Raw genomic sequence first — 18,742 nt, 5'->3', positions numbered from 1 at the left:
TCAACCAAAGGTGATTAGCGTGGCAAAGTTAAACATGAACAGTGAAATAAAAAAAATTGAAAAACAATTAGAGCAGTCTATAAAAAGTAATGACAAGATTCTCGAATCAGCGTCATATCATTTATTTTCATCGGGTGGTAAACGCGTTAGACCCGCCTTTGTAATCTTAAGCAGCCAATTTGGTAAAGAAAGAAATGACGAAGTCTATCGTGTTGCCGTAGCACTTGAACTTATACATATGGCAACGTTGGTACACGATGATGTGATAGATAAAAGTGATAAACGAAGAGGTAGCTTAACTATAGCTAAAAAATGGGATCAGAATACAGCTATACTCACAGGAAACTTCTTATTAGCTCGCGGACTTGAGCACATATCTAACATCGAAGATAATCGTGTACATAACGTCATATCTAGTGCAATTGTAGAAGTTTGTATGGGCGAACTATATCAATTCCAAGACCAATTCAATGGTAATCAAACAATCACCAACTATTTACGGAGAATTAATCGTAAAACAGCATTGCTTATTCAATTATCTACTGAAGTGGGTGCAATTGCTTCGGGAGCAGACGCTAAAACAATTCGCAATTTAAAAATGATAGGCCACTATATTGGTATGAGTTTTCAAATTGTCGACGATATCTTAGACTTCACGAGCACTGAAAAAAAATTGGGTAAACCAGTTGGTAGTGATTTAATGAACGGCCATCTTACACTTCCAGTGCTGTTAGAGATGAGAAAAAACGAAGAATTCAAAGCGATTATACAACAATTAAATGCAAATAGTAGTCAAGCAACGTTCGACTATTGTATTAATCACGTGAAGAATTCTGATGTCATACAGCAGTCTCAGGCAATCAGCGACAAGTATTTGGATAAGGCACTTTACTTAATTGATCAATTAGAAAATGAAGATTCAAAACCATTATTTAAGAAACTAATTAAAAAAGTTGGAAAAAGAAATGTGTAACTTGTGTGAAAACCATTGAAAGCGCTTTAATTACCTGTTAATATATTAATGTGCTTCAAAACATACTTTTATTTTGATACATATATAATTTTATATATTGTTGAAAAATAGAAGGACATTGATACATAACAAACAGGGGGATAAACACACAATGGAAAGAACATTTTTAATGATTAAACCAGATGCAGTGCAAAGAAATCTAGTAGGAGAAATTATTTCTCGTATTGAAAGAAAAGGACTAAAACTTGTAGGTGGTAAGTTTATGACTGTGCCACAAGCACTTGCTGAGGAACATTATGCCGAACATACAGATAAACCTTTCTATAAACATTTAATTAGTTTTATTACATCAGCACCAGTATTTGCAATGGTTGTTGAAGGGGAAGATGCTGTAAACGTTGCTCGTCACATCATCGGCAAAACAAACCCGTCTGAAGCAACTCCAGGTACAATTCGTGGAGACTTAGGTTTAACAGTAGGTAGAAATATCATTCATGGTTCAGATTCAGTAGAATCAGCTAATAAAGAAATTAACCTTTGGTTTAAAGCAGAAGAATTAAGTGATTATACAGAAGCACGTGAAGCATGGTTATATGAATAATTTAAATACTTATAGAACAAAATTCTAGACTACGTTGTCTTAAACAATAAATAAACGATGATTTTTACTTTATATCTGTAAAAATCATCGTTTTTTATATTTATAATGTTGTATTACAATGTTCTGTTAAATACATACAATAGACAACAAAACTATTTCAAATTTTTAATTAAAACCTCCGAAGTATTTGAGCGCAAAAAGTATAATGAAGTTTTTCTATTATTTTATAGCTTTATGTAGCACGAATCAATTAAAATTATGGTATTACAACCATAAAAAAACAAAATTCAATATTAATAAAAATGTTTAAATGTTACACTGAAAAATAACATTCTAACCGTGAAAATTTAAGAAGATTTATCATTTGTAAATTTTTCTGTTAATTTGAACAATTGAATATGATAAGATATAGAACATATATCAATTTAAAGTACTAAAGAACGGAGTGGGTAAAGTATGAGATATTTAACTTCTGGTGAGTCACACGGACCACAGTTAACTGTAATTATTGAAGGTGTTCCAGCAAATTTAGAAATCAATGTTGCTGATATTAACGAAGAAATGTTTAAAAGACAAGGCGGTTACGGCCGTGGAAGACGCATGCAAATTGAAAAAGATGCGGTTGAAATCGTATCTGGCGTGAGAAATGGTTATACTTTAGGAAGTCCTATTACGCTTATAGTTACTAATGATGACTTTACTCATTGGAAAAAAATTATGGGTGCAGATCCAATTAGCGAAGAAGACCAGGACAATATGAAGCGTGTAATTACTAAACCTCGTCCAGGACACGCAGATTTAATCGGTGGCATGAAATATAACCACAGAGATTTAAGAAATGTTTTAGAACGTTCTTCAGCAAGAGAAACAGCTGCACGAGTTGCTGTTGGTGCAGTTTCTAAAATATTACTCAAACAATTAGATATTAATTTTTATAGTAGAGTAGTAGAAATTGGTGGCATTAAAGATGATATTGAATATGATATCGATACAATTAAATCTAATATTGATAAAAATGATGTACGCGTCATTAATGATGAAATTGCACAAGCTATGCGCGATAAAATTGACGCAGCTAAAAAAGCTGGCGATACAATTGGTGGTGTAGTTCAAACTATTATTGAAGGTGTGCCTGTTGGCATTGGTAGTTATGTACATTATGATCGCAAACTTGATGGCAGAATTGCACAAGGTGTAGTAAGTATCAACGCTTTTAAAGGTGTAAGTTTTGGTGAAGGTTTTAAAGCTGCAGAGAAGCCAGGTAGCGAAATACAAGACGAAATATTATATGATACGACAAACGGTTATTATAGAGGTTCCAATCACTTAGGTGGTTTTGAAGGTGGTATGTCTAATGGTATGCCTATCGTAGTTAACGGTGTAATGAAACCAATCCCTACACTTTATAAACCTTTAAACTCAGTAGATATTAATACAAAAGAATCATTCAAAGCGTCGATTGAGCGTTCTGATAGCTGTGCTGTACCTGCTGCAAGTGTCGTTGTTGAAAACGTAGTGGCTTTTGAATTAGCAAAAGCATTACTTGAAGAGTTCCAATGCAATCATATTGAGCAATTACAATCGCAAATCAAAGAACGCCGCTTATTAAATATTGAATACTAATCAATCAATTAAAATTTATAAAATAATTAGGTGATTACATGAAATTAGAAACCACTTATAAATCAAATAACTATCCAATTATCATTGAACATCATGCCCTCGATCAATTACATGATTATATTAAAGATTATCAAGATATTGTCCTTGTCATTGATCAAAAAGTTGAAAACGAATGGAGTCAGATCACTGACTTCATCGCTAGTGAATATGAAGCGCATAAACTTATCATACCTTCTGGTGAAACAACGAAGACACTATCTTTTTACGAAGAAACAATTGAATCGTTGTTGAATAAACAACTAACAAGAAATACTTGTTTAATTGCAATCGGAGGAGGGGCCACTGGCGACTTCGCTGGGTTCCTTGCCGCGACTTTATTAAGAGGCGTCGATTTCATTCAAATACCAACGACCATCTTAGCTCATGATTCGAGTGTAGGTGGTAAGGTTGGAATCAATTCCAAACACGGTAAAAACCTAATTGGTGCTTTTTATAGACCTAAAGCAGTCATTTATGATTTGAACTTTTTAAGTACATTACCATATTCAGAAATTTTAAGTGGATACGCAGAAGTTTATAAACACGCTTTATTAAATGATATTGAATCGGTAAATCATATCGAGGTACAGTACTCAGATGAACAAGCGCTTAAATCACTTGATGAAATCGAATATTATTTATACAAAGGTGTTCAGACAAAATTGAATATTATTGTAGCAGATGAGAAGGAATCAAACGTCCGTAAATTTCTTAACTTAGGCCATACATTTGGCCATGCCGTTGAATATAAATTTAAAATTCCACACGGACATGCTGTTATGATAGGTATCGTTTTTCAATTTATAGTTGCGAATATAACGCTAAACAAATCATTTAATATTGCACATTATGTAAATTATCTAAGGGATTTAAACTATCCGTTAGATGTAGTTAATGATTTAGAATTTGAATCTTTATATCAATTAATGCTAAACGACAAGAAAAATGATGAACAAGGTGTGCAAATGGTACTACTCAATGATATTGGAGACCCAATTGTGAGACACATTGATTACAAAACGCTTTCTAAAGCTTTCGGAGAATTTAAATCATATTTTAATAAGTAGGTGACTGATTTGGCAAACAGTAAGACAATAGACATTAACGGACCGTTAGTCGGTGAAATCGAAGTACCTGGAGATAAATCTATGACACATAGAGCTATTATGCTCGGTTCTCTAGCTTCAGGAAAATCAACAATATACAAACCATTACTTGGTGAAGATTGTTTACGTACTGTTGAAATATTTAAGTTATTAGGTGCTGACATTAAAGTATCTGAAGATAAAATAGAGATTGATTCACCAGGATTTAAGCATTTTAAAACACCACATCAAGTTTTATATACAGGTAATTCAGGTACGACCACACGTTTAGTGGCTGGTTTATTAAGCGGTCTTGGCATAGAAACTGTTCTTTCTGGTGATGAATCAATAGGCAAACGACCAATGGACAGAATTATGAAACCTTTAAAATTAATGCAAGCCAATATTACAGGAATCGATAATAACTATACACCTTTAATCATCAAACCTGCTAAAATCAAAGGTATTGCATATGAAATGGAAGTTGCCAGTGCACAAGTTAAAAGCGCTATACTATTCGCAAGTTTATTCGCTGAAGAACCAACGACAATTAAAGAATTTGATACTTCTAGAAACCATACCGAAACGATGTTCCAACAATATCACATCCCTGTTTCTACAAAAGACAAATTGATAGATATGCCTGCTCGAGGCATTGACCATATCAAACCTGCAGATTTTCACGTTCCAGGCGACATATCTTCAGCAGCGTATTTTATTGTAGCTGGCTTGATAACACCTGGAAGTGATATTACAATACACAATGTTGGCATTAACCCAACTCGTTCAGGTATTATTGATATCGTGACACAAATGGAAGGGAATATTACTTTATTTAATCAAACTGATGGACCAGAACCAACTGCATCCATACGAGTACAATACTCTCCAGACATGAAACCCGTTCATATTGATGGTGACTTAGTGCCTAGAGCAATCGATGAAATTCCTATCATTGCTTTGCTTTGCACACAAACTAATGGTACAAGTGTGGTTAAAGAAGCTGAAGAATTAAAAGTAAAAGAAACCAATAGAATTGATACAACCGCTAATATGTTAAATTTACTTGGTTTTATGTTACAACCTACTAATGATGGTATGGTTATTCATCCATCAGCTTTAGAACAAACTGCAACTGTAGATAGCTTTACAGACCATCGTATAGGTATGATGTTAGCAGTTGCCTCACTTTTAACTGATGAAGCCATTACCATTAATCAATTTGATGCAGTCAATGTTTCTTTCCCAGGATTCTTACCAAAGTTAAAACAATTAGAAAAAGAGGGATAAAAGTATGGAAGATATCTATAAATTAATAGATGATATCAACTTACAAAAATTAGAGAACCTAGACACACGTGTTAATGATGCATTAAGTTCTCCTAAGGACGATGCTTTATTTATTCTAGGTGAAACATTATATAATTATGGATTGATGCCACAAGGTTTAGAAGTATTCCGTACGCTTTACCATAAATATCCTGATGAAAGTGAATTATTAATATACTTTATCGAAGGATTAATGGCTGAAAATCACACAGATGAAGCTTTAGAATATTTAAGTGAAGTAGAAATATCAACAGAACGCTTAATGTTAGAAGCAGATTTATATCAACAATTAAATATGCTTGAAGTTGCAATTAGTAAACTTGATGAAGCGATTGATATTGAGCCAAATGACCCAATAATACATTACGCACTTGCTGAGATATTATACTTTGATGGCCAATATTTACGAGCAACTTCAGAATACGAAACCGTACTTGAAACGGGAGAATATGAAGTGAACGGTGTAAATCTATTTTCTCGTTTAGCCGATTGTAGCTTGCAAAGCGGTAACTACAGTGATGCAATTAAAATGTTTGATGAAATTAATGAAGATGAAATGGATTCAGAAGATTATTTCAGAAAAGCCATCGCTTATGAAAAAAATGATCTCTCACAAGAAGCTATTAAATTAGTTCAAACACTATTATCTAAAGACCCTGATTTTCTACAAGCTTATTACTATTTACAACAGTTATATGAAAACGAACATAATCACGCGGACGCAATCGAAATCGGTAAAGAAGGGTTAAGATTAACGCAATTCTATAAAGAATTGATGGTATCCACTGGTAGCATCCAAATAGAACACGGAGACGCTAATGAAGGCGTCCAATTATTAATTCAAGCACTTGAAGTTGATAACGCGTACCAAGAACCATTATTGATATTAAGTGATTTATATAGACAAGAAGAAGATTATGAATCACTTATTGGGTTATTGAAATATGTAGATGAAGAAGACTTAGACCCAGTATTTATGTGGCACCTCGCTTATGCATTGGGGCAAGAAGAACGAGATAAAGAAGCACAACATTTCTTTGAATTAGCATATGACACGTTACAAACACAATCTGCATTTTTAAGTGACTATTATTTTTATGTAATAGAAATTGGTCAAATTGAGTTAGCTAAAAAGCTATTAGACCAATTAGTTGAATTAGAACCATCTAATGAGACATGGCATGATGAAGCGGAAAGACTGACGTCTTTCTAGTTTAGGAAGGTGAGTTAAATGTTTGATACCCTACAACAATCAAAAGCAACTTTCATAGAGTATCTACTCTTCCAATATGAATTCAAGTCTAGGATTAGTGTATGGGTATTGAACTTACTCAAATCTTCGCCAGAATTACTACAAAATGTACATTTCGTAGATGAACGTATCGATACACATAATACGCTTGAAATTTCTATGTTACACACTGAGCAATATGGTATTAAATTTAATTATAAAGACCAACAAATGATTAATAGTAATGAGATTTTCGAGCACATCGCTCTCAATCAATTATCTTTTGATATTAAATTGAATTTTAATGTTGAACAAGATAGGGAAGTGAGATTAGATGACTTACTCATTAAACAATTATTACATTCACCATATTATGCGTTATATATTCAAGACATCTATCAAATTCCGCTTTCAAAACAAAGTGAATCTTCTATTATCACACATTTGCAAGATAATATTGATTTAAGCTTACAATTACATGATAGCGATTTGTTTTATCAATTATCACAAATCCTTAATACTTTTAAATTAAGAAATGTAAATATATCGACGAAGGATTGACAGTATGAATATAAAATCACTTTGGGAATTAATGTTGTATCACAAAGGCATACTTTACTTTTTACTTTTGTGTAATTTGTTAGGTACAATCTATGGTTATATTTGGTACGGTGAGCAATTAAGTATGACTGAAACTCAATTTAAAATATTTGTACCAGATAGCCCGACCGCTTCACTATTTTTATGTTTCGTACTTATTACATTCATATTAGGTAAGAACATCCCAGTATTTGAAGCCCTTGCTTTCGTCTCACTTATTAAATACGGAGTTTGGGCAGTTATAATGAATATAATCATGTTTATTCAATATGACATGGTTACAATCACAGGCTGTATGCTCATACTCTCACATGGCATTATGGCAATCGAAGCGTTGATATTTTATCCAAGATTCAAAATTTCAATTATTGGCTTCGTTATTGCTATGATATGGGTGTTCCATAATGACATTATAGATTATGTATTTATGCAATATCCTTATTATGATTTTATTGCAAGTCATTTAGAAGGTGTTGCCTACCTCGCGTTTTGGTTAAGCGTAATTCCATTAATACTTTATTTATATTTAACTCGATTTAAAAAAGATAAAATATTTGACCACCATTGATGTTCACAGTAAAATGTTTATAAAGGAGTGAGGTTTTTGTCTTTTATCTATATGATTATATACTTTGTTATTTTAATGGTGTTGCCTCTATGGGCACAGCATAAAGTTAAATCTAATTACGAAAAATATTCACAAGTTAGATCAACAAGTGGAAAGACCGGTCAAGAAGTTGCTTTAGAAATTTTACATGCGAATGGTATCTATGATGTTGACGTGGTTGAAGGAAAAGGTTTCTTAACTGACCACTACGACCCAAGAAAAAAGGTGCTTGTACTATCACCAGCCAACTTTAGTAGACCTTCTGTTGCTGGTACGGCTATTGCTGCTCACGAAGTTGGCCATGCAATTCAACATGCGCAAGGTTATTTCTTCCTAAGATTCAGAACATCGTTAGTACCACTGGCTAACCTTGGTAGCTCGATTGGTTATTTAGCCGTTTTTGCAGGTATTATTTTAACGAGTTTACAAAGTACTTTAGGTTCAACTGCACTATGGATTGGAATTGCATTTATGTCATTTGCTGTTCTTTTCTCTATTGTTACACTGCCAGTTGAATTCAATGCAAGTAGTAGAGCTATGAAGCAAATTCAAAGCTTAAACATTGTTAACGAAAAGGAATATCGTCATGCTAAAAAAGTATTGACAGCTGCAGCAATGACTTATGTTGCATCAACTGCAGTAGCATTAGCGGAACTTGCAAGATTTATCCTTATCGCTAGATCTAGTGAATAATAATATAAATTGAAGTGATGCAGAAGCCTTATTTTGAAATAAGTTTTCGTTACTTCAACTTAGATGACTAACATTTAAACAGCTTATTATAAAGCTCAATTTTCACGTTATATTATAATGATTAATATAATATTTTGAGGCTGGGACATTCGAAACATGTCTTAGCCTCCTTTTTTATGCTTAATTTAATAGGTTGTTTGGTTTAATTCAGTTCCAGTATGTTATGTCATTTTTGGCATCGCATAACATATCACAAAATGCTTATGAAATTACAAAAATCACACTAGACAATCGATGAGTTTAAATATGTACAGCATAAGCCTTAACTGTTGCAGGAATAATGCATGAAACATAAAATTAGTCTATACTATATAAGAAACCTAAAGGAATGAGAGGCGTTTAAAATGAAATCTATGAAAGATATGCAAACAGAAGTTGATGACTATATTGGTCAATTCAAAACTGGATACTTTTCTCCTTTGGCAAACCTTGCACGTCTAACTGAAGAAGTAGGTGAATTGTCGAGAGAAATTAACCATTATTATGGTGAGAAAAAGAAAAAATCGTCAGAAGCCGAAAATACAATTAAAGCAGAACTCGGTGACAATTTATTCGTATTAATGTGTATTGCGAATTCTTTAGATATAGATTTAACTGAAAGTTTTGATGAAACAATGCAAAAATTTAATACTCGAGATAAAAATAGATTTGAACGTAAATAATATAAACAAATAAGAAAGGATGTCCCGCCTTATGAAAATAGGCATCACTTGTTATCCATCTATGGGTGGTTCAGGCATTATAGCTACAGAGTTAGGCATTAAACTTGCTGAACGTGGACATGATATCCATTTCATCACTTCCAATATTCCTTTTAGAATACGTAAACCATTACCAAATATTACATTTCACCAAGTAGAAGTGAATCAATATGCAGTTTTTCAATACCCACCCTATGATATTACATTAAGTACAAAAATAGCAGAGGTTATTAATGAATATGATTTAGATTTATTACATATGCATTATGCCGTTCCACACGCAGTATGTGGCATTTTAGCAAAACATATGTCTAATAAAGATATAAAAATTATGACTACACTTCATGGTACAGATATCACCGTTTTAGGTTATGATCATTCATTAAAAAATGCTATTAAATTTGGTATTGAAGGTAGTGATATCGTTACAAGCGTGAGTCAATCACTTGCAGAGCAAACATACGATATCATTGAAACAGATAAACGTATTGTACCTATATATAATTTTGTTAGAGAGAAAGAATTTCCTGTTAAACCAGATCAAGCCACTCAGGACGATGAACGTTTGAAAGCTTGTTATGGTATAAAACCAGGTGAAAAGGTCTTAATACATGTATCTAACTTTAGAGCAGTTAAACGAATTGATACAATAATAGATACCTTTGCAAAAGTTCATCAAGCGATACCTTCAAAGTTAATCTTATTAGGTGATGGCCCGGAATTGATGGATATGAAGCGGAAAGCACGTGATTTAGGCATTGAAGAGGCAGTTTTATTTTTAGGTAAACAAAATTGGGTGAGTGAGTTTTATCAAATATCAGACTTGGTATTACTTTTAAGTGAAAAGGAAAGTTTCGGGCTGACTTTATTAGAAGCGATGAAATCAGGCGTCGTACCTATTGGCTCTACAGCAGGAGGTATAAAGGAAGTTATTAAAAATGATGAAACTGGCTTCATAGTAGATGTAGGAGATAGTAAACTAGCGAGTGAATATGCAATTAAATTATTAACAGATACAAAACTTTATAAAAACATCCAAGAAAATATGTTACAAGATGTATCAGCTCGTTTCTCTTCTGATTTAATTGCTGATCAATATGAATATTACTACAAAAAAATGTTAGAGGGTAACAATGACTAATAATTTATTCGAAAAAGCTAAACCTATTTTAGAAAGTCTACAAGCACATGATTTCCAAGCTTACTTTGTAGGTGGTTCTGTTAGAGACTATATCATGAATAAGTCAATTCACGACATTGATATCACAACGAGTGCCACTCCAGACGAAATCGAGTCGGTATTTGAAAAAACCATCCCTATAGGTAGGGAACATGGCACTATTAATGTTGTTTATCAAGGCGAACAATATGAGGTGACAACTTTTCGTGCTGAAGGTGAATACATCGATCATCGCCGACCTAATGAGGTCTATTTTGTAAGAAATCTATTTGAAGATGTGAGACGCAGAGATTTCACAATGAATGCAATTGCTATGGATATGGAATATCAAATCCATGATTATTTTAATGGACAACAAGACATTGTTGATAACATAATCAGAACAGTGGGTAATCCGTCAGAGCGCTTTAATGAAGATGCACTACGTATCATTAGAGGGTTACGCTTTCAGTCTCAATTAGGCTTTGAATTAGACCCTGATACTTTTAAAGCGATGGAGCAACATATTTCAGATATTAGTCATTTATCAATTGAAAGAATCGTTGTTGAACTTAAGAAGTTAATGCTTGGCAACGCAATTAAACAAACTTTTAATAATCTAAAGCAATTTAAAACATTTTCTTATATGCCTTTCTTTAAATATTTTGATTTATCGAAAGTTATCATAGAACAACCGATACCGCTAACAGTATTTATCGCTTTATTAAAAGTCCAACAACCTGATATAACTTCAAATATTTCGGATTTAAAATTGAGTAACCAAGAGAAAAAAGATATAAATAGAATCATTCAGATCATAGAAACTATTCCTAAAGTACAAACAAAGAGGCAACTTAAATTATTTGTTTATGATTATGGTAAAAAAGATATATTAGAAGTATTGAGTTATGCTGATACTTTTCAAGAAAATCAAATCGCGACAAACGCTCCATTTATTATAAATAGCAGAGCAATTGTAGAAATGGCACAAGTATTACCAATACATTCGAGAAAAGAAATGGATATCAACGGCAAAGATATTTTAGCATTAGTTGATAAACCCAGTGGCCCATGGCTCAAATCAACATTACGAGAAATTGAGTGTGCTATTTTAACAGGTGAGGTGAACAACTTTAAACCTGAACTAATAAAGTGGGTGAAAACACATGTCTAAATATAGTAAAGATGTGATACACATGTTGTATCAATATCAACCCGAATATATTTCCGGTCAATTTATTGCTGAACAGTTATCAATTTCCAGAACTGCTGTTAAAAAAGTTATCGATCAACTAAAAGTAGAAGGTTGTCAAATTGAATCAATAAATCATAAAGGTCATCGGTTAATACAACTTCCCGATAAATGGTATAGTGGAATTGTTATACCTAGTATTAAAACACAACAACTATTTAAGCATATTGAAGTGTTCGAAAATGTAGATTCCACGCAGTTACTAGCAAAGCAAAAATTAGTAGGAAATACTGATACTTTTTTAATACTTAGTGACGAGCAGACAAAAGGTAAAGGTCGTTTCAATCGACCATGGTTATCTACAAGAGGAAAAGGCTTGTGGATGTCGGTTGTATTACGCCCTAATGTCCCGTTCGATATGATTACAAAATTCAATTTATTTATGGCATTAGGGATTCGTGATGCTATACAAGCTTTCAGCGAAGCTCCAGTTTCTGTTAAATGGCCAAATGATATTTATATTAATGGTAAAAAAGTATGTGGCTTTTTAACAGAAATGGTAGCGAACAGTGATGGCATAGAAGCGGTTATTTGTGGTATTGGTATTAATATGAACCAAACACAAACAGATTTTGATGGTGAACTTTCACAAAAAGCGACAAGTATGCGAATACAAGGAAATGAAAAAGTAAATCGCTACAAATTTTTAAAATTACTTATACAACAAATAGAATATCGTTACGCACAATTTTTAAAAGAACCGTTTGCTACAATTCGTCAAGAATATATAGCGGTCTCAAACATTTGGGACAAGCAATTAAAATTTACTGAAAACGGTAATCAGTTCCAAGGCCAAGCAATAGACATTGACAAAAATGGCTATTTAATTGTTAATGATGAAGATAATCAACAACATCAATTAATGAGTGCAGATATCGAAATATAAACAAAACAACGATGAAAGGAGGAATCGAAATGACAAAACCGTGTTATGCTGTTGTCGACTTAGAAACAACAGGTAATCAGTTAGATTATGATGAAATTATTCAAATAGGTATTACATTTGTTCGCGAAAACAAAATGATTGGCACATATCATTCAATGATAAAAACAGATTTAGAAATTCCTCCTTTTATTCAAGCTCTAACGTCGATAGAAGAAGACATGTTAAATCAAGCGCCATATTTTCATGAAGTTGCTGAAGATATATACATGCAAATCAAAGATTGTATATTTGTGGCACACAATGTCGCTTTTGATTTGAATTTCATAAAAAAATCGTTTAAAAATTGCAATATTAAATATCGTCCAAAAAAAGTTATGGATACTTTAGAATTATTCAAAGTTGCGTTTCCAACAGACAAAAGCTATCAATTAAGTGAATTAGCAGAGAATCACGGCATCGTTTTAACAAATGCGCATAGGGCAGATGAAGATGCTGCAACAACAGCAAAATTAATGATTATGGCTTTTGCTAAATTTGAATCACTACCGTTAGATACACTTAAACAACTCTATTATCTCAGCAAAAACTTAAAATATGATTTACATGATATTTTGTTCGAAATGGTACGTCATCATAGTGTACAGACACTCGATCATCAATATGAGCAATTTGAACAAATTATATATAAAAAACAAATCGACTTTAAAGCACCGACTGTTAATTTTAATGGAACATTAAAAGAACTCTATACACACGTAACAAAAGAACTAGGCTTAACATACCGACCACAACAGTTATATCTGTCTGAAATCATATTAGAACAACTCATGCACAGTGAAAAGGCAATGATTGAGGCACCTTTAGGTAGCGGGAAATCATTTGCTTATTTGCTAGCTTCGCTTATGTATAATATTGAAACTGGCAAGCATGTAATGATTTCTACAAATACAAAGTTATTACAAAATCAGTTATTAGAAAAAGATATTCCAGCATTAAAACGTGCATTAGATTTCAAAATAAACGCAACTTTAATTAAAAGTAAGCGAGATTATATTTCATTAGGGTTAATTAGCCAAATATTAAAAGAAGATTCTAGCAACTACGAAGTTAGTATTCTAAAAATGCAATTGCTTATATGGATAACAGAAACAGCTACAGGTGACATACAAGAATTAGATCTAAAAGGCGGACAGAAGATGTATTTCGAACAAAAACTAGAAACTTATGTTCCTGTTCGTAATGATATCAATTATTTCAATTTCATTAAGCGCAATGCACAAAATATACAAATAGGTATTACTAACCATGCACATTTAATACATGCTGCACATGATAATTCAATTTATCAATTATTTGATGACTGTATTATAGATGAGGCTCACAGATTACCAGATTATGCTTTGAATCAAGTTACAAACGAACTCAGTTATTCAGATATTAAATACCAACTAGGCTTAATAGGTAAGACAGAAAATGAAAAACTACTTAAATCTATCGATCATCTAGAACAGCAAAGAATATTAGAAAAGTTAGATATACCACCCATAGATGTATTTGGTTTAAAAACTACAGTTAATGAAATTCACGAATTGAACGAAAAATTATTCTCAACGATGTATGATATCATTCATGCTTCAGAAATCCAGGATGACGAAGTTCATAAATTACATTTCGTATATCATTTTGATGTGACACCAATTTTAAATGATTTACATGCTATTATTCATAAGTTAAATATGACGTTGGAATTTTTCAATGGAATGAGTCATAAATCAATTAAATCTGTACGCAAACAATTTTTATATATTAATGATCGTTTTAAAGAAATAGAGCAAAGTCTCAAAAACAATCATACAAGTTATCTTTCAATCAAAAACTTAAATCAAAAATCAACGATTAAATTAAATGTGAAGGATTATGGAGTGAAAGAAATCCTAACCAAACAAGTGTTAGATAAATTTAATTCCCTCACTTTCATATCAGGTACATTAACTTTCAACCACACATTTGATAACTTCAAGCATTGGTTTAACAAAGATATAGACTTTAATACTTTTGAAATAGACTCTACAGTGATGTCGCCAAATCAAACTACAGTATTCATACCAAATGACGTAACGTCTTATAATTATAAAAATATTAATGATTATGTAAGTTCAATCGTCAATTATGTAATTGAATATGTAAATATCGTTGAATCTAAATGTTTGATACTATTCACAAGTTATAAAATGATGCACATGGTACAAGAACTATTAAATGAATTACCTGAATTTGAAGATTATGTCGTATTAACACAACAACAAAATCAAAATTATAAAATTGTTCAGCAATTTAATAGTTTTAATAAAGCGATATTGCTGGGTACAGGAACCTTTTTCGAAGGATTCGATTTTGAATCAAACGGAATTAAATGTGTCATGATTGCTAAATTACCATTTATGAATCAAAACAATACTAAATATTGGCTTATGGAATCAGAGTTTACTTCAACCTTTAAAGAATATGTTTTACCAGATGCTGTAACACGTTTTAGACAAGGTCTTGGTAGATTGATACGTAGTGAAAACGACAAAGGAATTATTGTGTCTTTTGATGATCGTTTAATTAGAAGTAACTACAAACAATTTTTCGAACAATCTTTAGAAAGTTATCGTCAAAATAAAGGAGATATTAAACAATTTTCTAGCATTCTTAAAAAATTAAAAAAAGATGAGAATAACTCATAAACATAGCGTTCACAACTAGAACTTATATATGGATTTTGTTAAAATATATAAGGATAAAGCATAGAAAACTACAATATAATAGGAGACTGGTTATGAATATAACGATAAAAGAAGCAAAACAATATATTGACCAAGAAGTTACTATAGGCGCTTGGTTAACAAACAAACGCTCAAGCGGTAAAATCGCATTCTTGCAATTAAGAGATGGGACTGGATTTATGCAAGGTGTTGTTGCCAAAGCTGCAGTTGATGAAGATACTTTCCAAAAAGCTAAAGAAATTACTCAAGAAAGCTCGCTTTATATCACAGGTGTCATCAGTGAAGATAATCGCTCAGATATCGGTTATGAAATGCAAGTTACATCTATTGAAGTGATTTCAGAAGCGCATGATTATCCAATCACACCAAAAAATCACGGCACAGAATTCTTGATGGACCACCGTCATTTGTGGTTGCGTTCAAAAAAACAACATGCAGTTATGAAAATAAGAAATGAAATTATTCGTGCAACTTATGAATTCTTTAATGATAATGGTTTCACAAAAATTGATCCACCCATCTTAACAGCAAGTGCACCTGAAGGTACTAGCGAGTTGTTCCATACGAAATATTTTGATCAAGATGCATTTTTATCTCAAAGTGGTCAACTTTATATGGAAGCGGCAGCTATGGCACACGGCAGAGTATTTTCATTCGGACCAACATTCCGTGCTGAAAAATCCAAAACACGTCGCCATCTTATTGAATTTTGGATGATTGAACCAGAAATGGCATTTTGTGAACATTTCCAAAGCTTAGAAATACAGGAACAATATGTTACACACGTTGTTAAATCTGTTTTAAATAACTGTAAGTTAGAATTAAACGCACTAGAACGTGATACTTCAAAATTAGAAAAAGTATCAACACCGTTTCCACGTATCACATATGATGATGCTGTCGTATTCTTAAAAGAACAAGGTTTTGATGATATTGAATGGGGCGAAGATTTTGGTGCGCCACATGAAACTGCAATTGCCAATCATTATGATTTACCTGTTTTCATCACAAATTATCCAACAAAAATCAAACCATTCTATATGCAACCAAACCCTGAAAATGAAGACACTGTCTTATGTGCTGATTTAATTGCACCAGAAGGCTATGGTGAAATCATCGGAGGTTCAGAACGTATTAACGATCTCGAACTACTTGAACAACGCTTAAGTGAGTTTGAATTAGATGCTGAAAGTTACAGCTATTATTTAGATTTACGTCGTTACGGTAGTGTGCCTCACAGTGGATTCGGTTTAGGCTTAGAAAGAACTGTAGCTTGGTTATCAGGCGTAGAGCACGTTCGTGAAACTGCTCCATTCCCACGTCTATTAAATCGTTTATATCCATAAGCTTTATATATCAACATTCGTCCAGTCTAATATCTATGGCTGGACGTTTTTATAACGCAATGAATGAAAAGGAGGGTGCATGTTTGAATCGCGAACAACTTAAAGTTAGACCAGTGATCATTAGACAGGAACTATTAAATAATTATAATCAATTAGGTATCAATGAAACGGAATTAGTGATTTTAATTAAACTTATACATGCTTCAGAAACATCTAACAAACAGCCTTCCATTGAATCGTTACAACAAGGGACATCTCTAGATTCCAGGGCAATTACGTCTGTCATTCAAAGTTTAATACAAAGCGATTTGTTAGAACTTAAAGTAAATAAAGACGAAGAAGGAAAATTCACAGAGTACATGAATCTTAATCCATTTTATAATAAATTAAGTGAAATCATGGAAAAAATGGAAGTCCAACATAATGAAGAAAAATCTGAAGTAGATTTTAATACGCTCTTCCAACAAATCGAACAAGCTTTTGCACGACCGTTGTCTCCATTTGAAATGGAAACTTTAAATCAATGGCTAGATGTTGATAAACATGATTTAAGCGTAATTCAAGCTGCACTTGACGAAGCAACTAGCCAAAACAAGTTAAGTTTTAAATACATGGATCGTATTCTGCTCAATTGGAAGAAAAATAATGTCAAAACGATAGAAGACTCGAAAAAGATTAGCCGTCAATTTAATCAACCTAAAATGAAGCACACCGTAACAAAAGTACCCAAATTTGATTGGTTGAATGGAGAGAATCCAAATGATAAGTAACAAAAAAGCATTAGAAATGGTGGATGTGATTGCTGAAATGTTTCCAAATGCTGAATGTGAACTAAAGCATGATAATCCATTTGAATTAACCATTGCAGTATTATTATCTGCTCAAACTACAGATATATCCGTAAATAAATTAACAGATAAACTTTTCAAAAAATACAAAACGCCTCAGGATTATTTAAACGTAGATATTTCAGAATTAGAAAATGATATTCGCACAATTGGTCTATATAGGAATAAAGCTAAGAATATTCAAAAATTATGTAAGTCGCTTTTAGATAAATTTGATGGTGAAATTCCACATACACATGGAGAATTAGAAAGTTTAGCAGGCGTTGGTAGGAAAACAGCAAATGTGGTCATGAGTGTTGCTTTTGGCGAACCATCTCTAGCTGTTGATACACACGTTGAACGCATTTCTAAACGCTTAGGTATTTGCAGATGGAAAGACAATGTGAGGCAGGTAGAAGATAAATTGTGTAAAGTAGTTCCAAGAGCGCGTTGGAATAAAACACATCATCAACTCATCTTTTTTGGACGTTATCATTGTTTAGCAAGAAGTCCTAAATGTGATGTTTGTCCATTATTTGAAGAATGTAGAGAAGGACAAAAACGCTATAAAGCCAATGTGAAAGAGGCATAAATATAATGATTACAAAAGAACATTTTACAATTTTAGAAGATCAACTTGATTATTTTGCAAAAGCAAAACAACTAAAATCAACTGAAGCGAAAGCATTACTAGATGATTACTTTGATTTAATTGAACAATATTTTAAACAAATAAATAATATTGATAACCTTGAATTTCAAGAGTTGGATCATTATCCTGTTGTACCGATGAATTTTGAAGAACGCTACAATTATATGATTGCAAGAAAATATCACTTTATGGGTTATAGTCAAATGAAAACATTAAAGTCAGAACTCATTAAAATGAATGCATCCTATCAAATTCGTCGAAAAAAATAAAAATTAATTAATATGCACGGTGTTCATTGGAGATGTTTAAT

The 18,742-nt window shown here is 32.4% G+C and carries 18 protein-coding genes; all 18 read left to right on the top strand.

The genetic code is table 11. From position 1 onward, the window contains the following. Nucleotides 1–19: 19 nt before the first annotated feature. The 18 genes from D9V42_RS09725 to D9V42_RS09640 all read left to right on the top strand — a co-directional run bounded on the left by D9V42_RS09725 (nucleotide 20) and on the right by D9V42_RS09640 (nucleotide 18,701). A complete protein-coding gene (locus D9V42_RS09725) occupies nucleotides 20–973 on the top strand; it encodes a polyprenyl synthetase family protein (RefSeq protein ID WP_172592853.1) in 954 nt (317 codons plus the stop codon). A gap of 151 nt (nucleotides 974–1,124) precedes the next feature. Next, on the top strand, nucleotides 1,125–1,574 hold the full coding sequence (gene ndk / locus D9V42_RS09720) for a nucleoside-diphosphate kinase (protein WP_017724512.1): 450 nt from the start codon (nucleotides 1,125–1,127) through the stop codon (nucleotides 1,572–1,574). 456 nt (nucleotides 1,575–2,030) lie between these two features. Next, a complete protein-coding gene (gene aroC / locus D9V42_RS09715; protein ID WP_107555601.1) occupies nucleotides 2,031–3,197 on the top strand; it encodes a chorismate synthase in 1,167 nt (388 codons plus the stop codon). Between the two features lie 38 nt (nucleotides 3,198–3,235). Beyond that, nucleotides 3,236–4,303, top strand: a complete 1,068-nt coding sequence (gene aroB / locus D9V42_RS09710; protein WP_107555600.1) for a 3-dehydroquinate synthase — start codon at nucleotides 3,236–3,238, stop codon at nucleotides 4,301–4,303. Nucleotides 4,304–4,312: 9 nt separating this feature from the next. Next, entirely contained in the window at nucleotides 4,313–5,611 is a 1,299-nt protein-coding gene (gene aroA, locus D9V42_RS09705; RefSeq protein ID WP_122064732.1) for a 3-phosphoshikimate 1-carboxyvinyltransferase, read from the top strand. A gap of 4 nt (nucleotides 5,612–5,615) precedes the next feature. After that, nucleotides 5,616–6,863 (top strand): tetratricopeptide repeat protein, encoded by a 1,248-nt coding sequence (locus D9V42_RS09700; protein WP_122064730.1) that lies wholly within the window; start codon nucleotides 5,616–5,618, stop codon nucleotides 6,861–6,863. 18 nt (nucleotides 6,864–6,881) lie between these two features. Further along, nucleotides 6,882–7,442 carry a YpiB family protein gene (locus D9V42_RS09695; RefSeq protein ID WP_122064728.1) on the top strand — a complete coding sequence of 187 codons (561 nt, stop codon included), beginning with the start codon at nucleotides 6,882–6,884 and terminating at the stop codon, nucleotides 7,440–7,442. A gap of 4 nt (nucleotides 7,443–7,446) precedes the next feature. Further along, the gene (locus D9V42_RS09690) at nucleotides 7,447–8,049 is read left to right on the top strand and encodes a DUF1405 domain-containing protein (RefSeq protein WP_107555597.1); all 603 of its coding nucleotides are present in this window, start codon (nucleotides 7,447–7,449) and stop codon (nucleotides 8,047–8,049) included. A gap of 36 nt (nucleotides 8,050–8,085) precedes the next feature. Next, complete coding sequence (locus tag D9V42_RS09685) at nucleotides 8,086–8,781, top strand: zinc metallopeptidase (protein ID WP_017724505.1); 696 nt, start codon at nucleotides 8,086–8,088, stop codon at nucleotides 8,779–8,781. Nucleotides 8,782–9,185: 404 nt separating this feature from the next. After that, nucleotides 9,186–9,503, top strand: a complete 318-nt coding sequence (locus tag D9V42_RS09680) for a nucleotide pyrophosphohydrolase (RefSeq protein WP_122064726.1) — start codon at nucleotides 9,186–9,188, stop codon at nucleotides 9,501–9,503. Nucleotides 9,504–9,534: 31 nt separating this feature from the next. Beyond that, nucleotides 9,535–10,683, top strand: a complete 1,149-nt coding sequence (bshA, locus tag D9V42_RS09675) for an N-acetyl-alpha-D-glucosaminyl L-malate synthase BshA (protein ID WP_122064724.1) — start codon at nucleotides 9,535–9,537, stop codon at nucleotides 10,681–10,683. Continuing rightward, nucleotides 10,676–11,875: a CCA tRNA nucleotidyltransferase gene (locus tag D9V42_RS09670; protein ID WP_122064722.1), complete on the top strand. Its 1,200-nt coding sequence runs from the start codon at nucleotides 10,676–10,678 to the stop codon at nucleotides 11,873–11,875. The genes bshA and D9V42_RS09670 overlap by 8 nt, the downstream gene beginning before the upstream one ends. Next, nucleotides 11,868–12,839, top strand: a complete 972-nt coding sequence (locus tag D9V42_RS09665; RefSeq protein WP_122064720.1) for a biotin--[acetyl-CoA-carboxylase] ligase — start codon at nucleotides 11,868–11,870, stop codon at nucleotides 12,837–12,839. Before D9V42_RS09670 ends, D9V42_RS09665 begins: the two co-directional genes overlap by 8 nt. A gap of 29 nt (nucleotides 12,840–12,868) precedes the next feature. After that, on the top strand, nucleotides 12,869–15,568 hold the full coding sequence (locus D9V42_RS09660; protein WP_122064719.1) for a helicase C-terminal domain-containing protein: 2,700 nt from the start codon (nucleotides 12,869–12,871) through the stop codon (nucleotides 15,566–15,568). A gap of 92 nt (nucleotides 15,569–15,660) precedes the next feature. Next, entirely contained in the window at nucleotides 15,661–16,953 is a 1,293-nt protein-coding gene (asnS, locus tag D9V42_RS09655; protein WP_107531502.1) for an asparagine--tRNA ligase, read from the top strand. Nucleotides 16,954–17,036: 83 nt separating this feature from the next. Further along, entirely contained in the window at nucleotides 17,037–17,723 is a 687-nt protein-coding gene (locus tag D9V42_RS09650; protein ID WP_122064717.1) for a DnaD domain-containing protein, read from the top strand. Then, complete coding sequence (nth, locus tag D9V42_RS09645) at nucleotides 17,713–18,372, top strand: endonuclease III (RefSeq protein WP_122064715.1); 660 nt, start codon at nucleotides 17,713–17,715, stop codon at nucleotides 18,370–18,372. Before D9V42_RS09650 ends, nth begins: the two co-directional genes overlap by 11 nt. Before the next feature lie 5 nt (nucleotides 18,373–18,377). Next, nucleotides 18,378–18,701, top strand: coding sequence for a YpoC family protein (locus D9V42_RS09640; RefSeq protein WP_107555589.1), 324 nt, complete (start codon nucleotides 18,378–18,380; stop codon nucleotides 18,699–18,701). Nucleotides 18,702–18,742: the final 41 nt, after the last annotated feature.

The sequence above is a fragment of the Staphylococcus pseudoxylosus genome (assembly GCF_003697915.1).
Classification (GTDB): Bacteria; Bacillota; Bacilli; order Staphylococcales; family Staphylococcaceae; genus Staphylococcus; species Staphylococcus pseudoxylosus.
Note: the sequence above shows the minus strand (reverse complement) of the source record. Positions and strands in the feature narration are given on the sequence as shown.

Bases quoted from the DNA above. Each gene is read 5' to 3' on its own strand.
- ndk (WP_017724512.1), top strand. From the start codon at position 1,125: ATGGAAAGAACATTTTTAATGATTAAACCAGATGCAGTGCAAAGAAAT.
- aroC (WP_107555601.1), top strand. From the start codon at position 2,031: ATGAGATATTTAACTTCTGGTGAGTCACACGGACCACAGTTAACTGTA.
- aroB (WP_107555600.1), top strand. From the start codon at position 3,236: ATGAAATTAGAAACCACTTATAAATCAAATAACTATCCAATTATCATT.
- D9V42_RS09700 (WP_122064730.1), top strand. From the start codon at position 5,616: ATGGAAGATATCTATAAATTAATAGATGATATCAACTTACAAAAATTA.
- D9V42_RS09695 (WP_122064728.1), top strand. From the start codon at position 6,882: ATGTTTGATACCCTACAACAATCAAAAGCAACTTTCATAGAGTATCTA.
- D9V42_RS09690 (WP_107555597.1), top strand. From the start codon at position 7,447: ATGAATATAAAATCACTTTGGGAATTAATGTTGTATCACAAAGGCATA.
- D9V42_RS09680 (WP_122064726.1), top strand. From the start codon at position 9,186: ATGAAATCTATGAAAGATATGCAAACAGAAGTTGATGACTATATTGGT.
- bshA (WP_122064724.1), top strand. From the start codon at position 9,535: ATGAAAATAGGCATCACTTGTTATCCATCTATGGGTGGTTCAGGCATT.
- D9V42_RS09670 (WP_122064722.1), top strand. From the start codon at position 10,676: ATGACTAATAATTTATTCGAAAAAGCTAAACCTATTTTAGAAAGTCTA.
- D9V42_RS09665 (WP_122064720.1), top strand. From the start codon at position 11,868: ATGTCTAAATATAGTAAAGATGTGATACACATGTTGTATCAATATCAA.
- D9V42_RS09660 (WP_122064719.1), top strand. From the start codon at position 12,869: ATGACAAAACCGTGTTATGCTGTTGTCGACTTAGAAACAACAGGTAAT.
- asnS (WP_107531502.1), top strand. From the start codon at position 15,661: ATGAATATAACGATAAAAGAAGCAAAACAATATATTGACCAAGAAGTT.
- nth (WP_122064715.1), top strand. From the start codon at position 17,713: ATGATAAGTAACAAAAAAGCATTAGAAATGGTGGATGTGATTGCTGAA.
- D9V42_RS09640 (WP_107555589.1), top strand. From the start codon at position 18,378: ATGATTACAAAAGAACATTTTACAATTTTAGAAGATCAACTTGATTAT.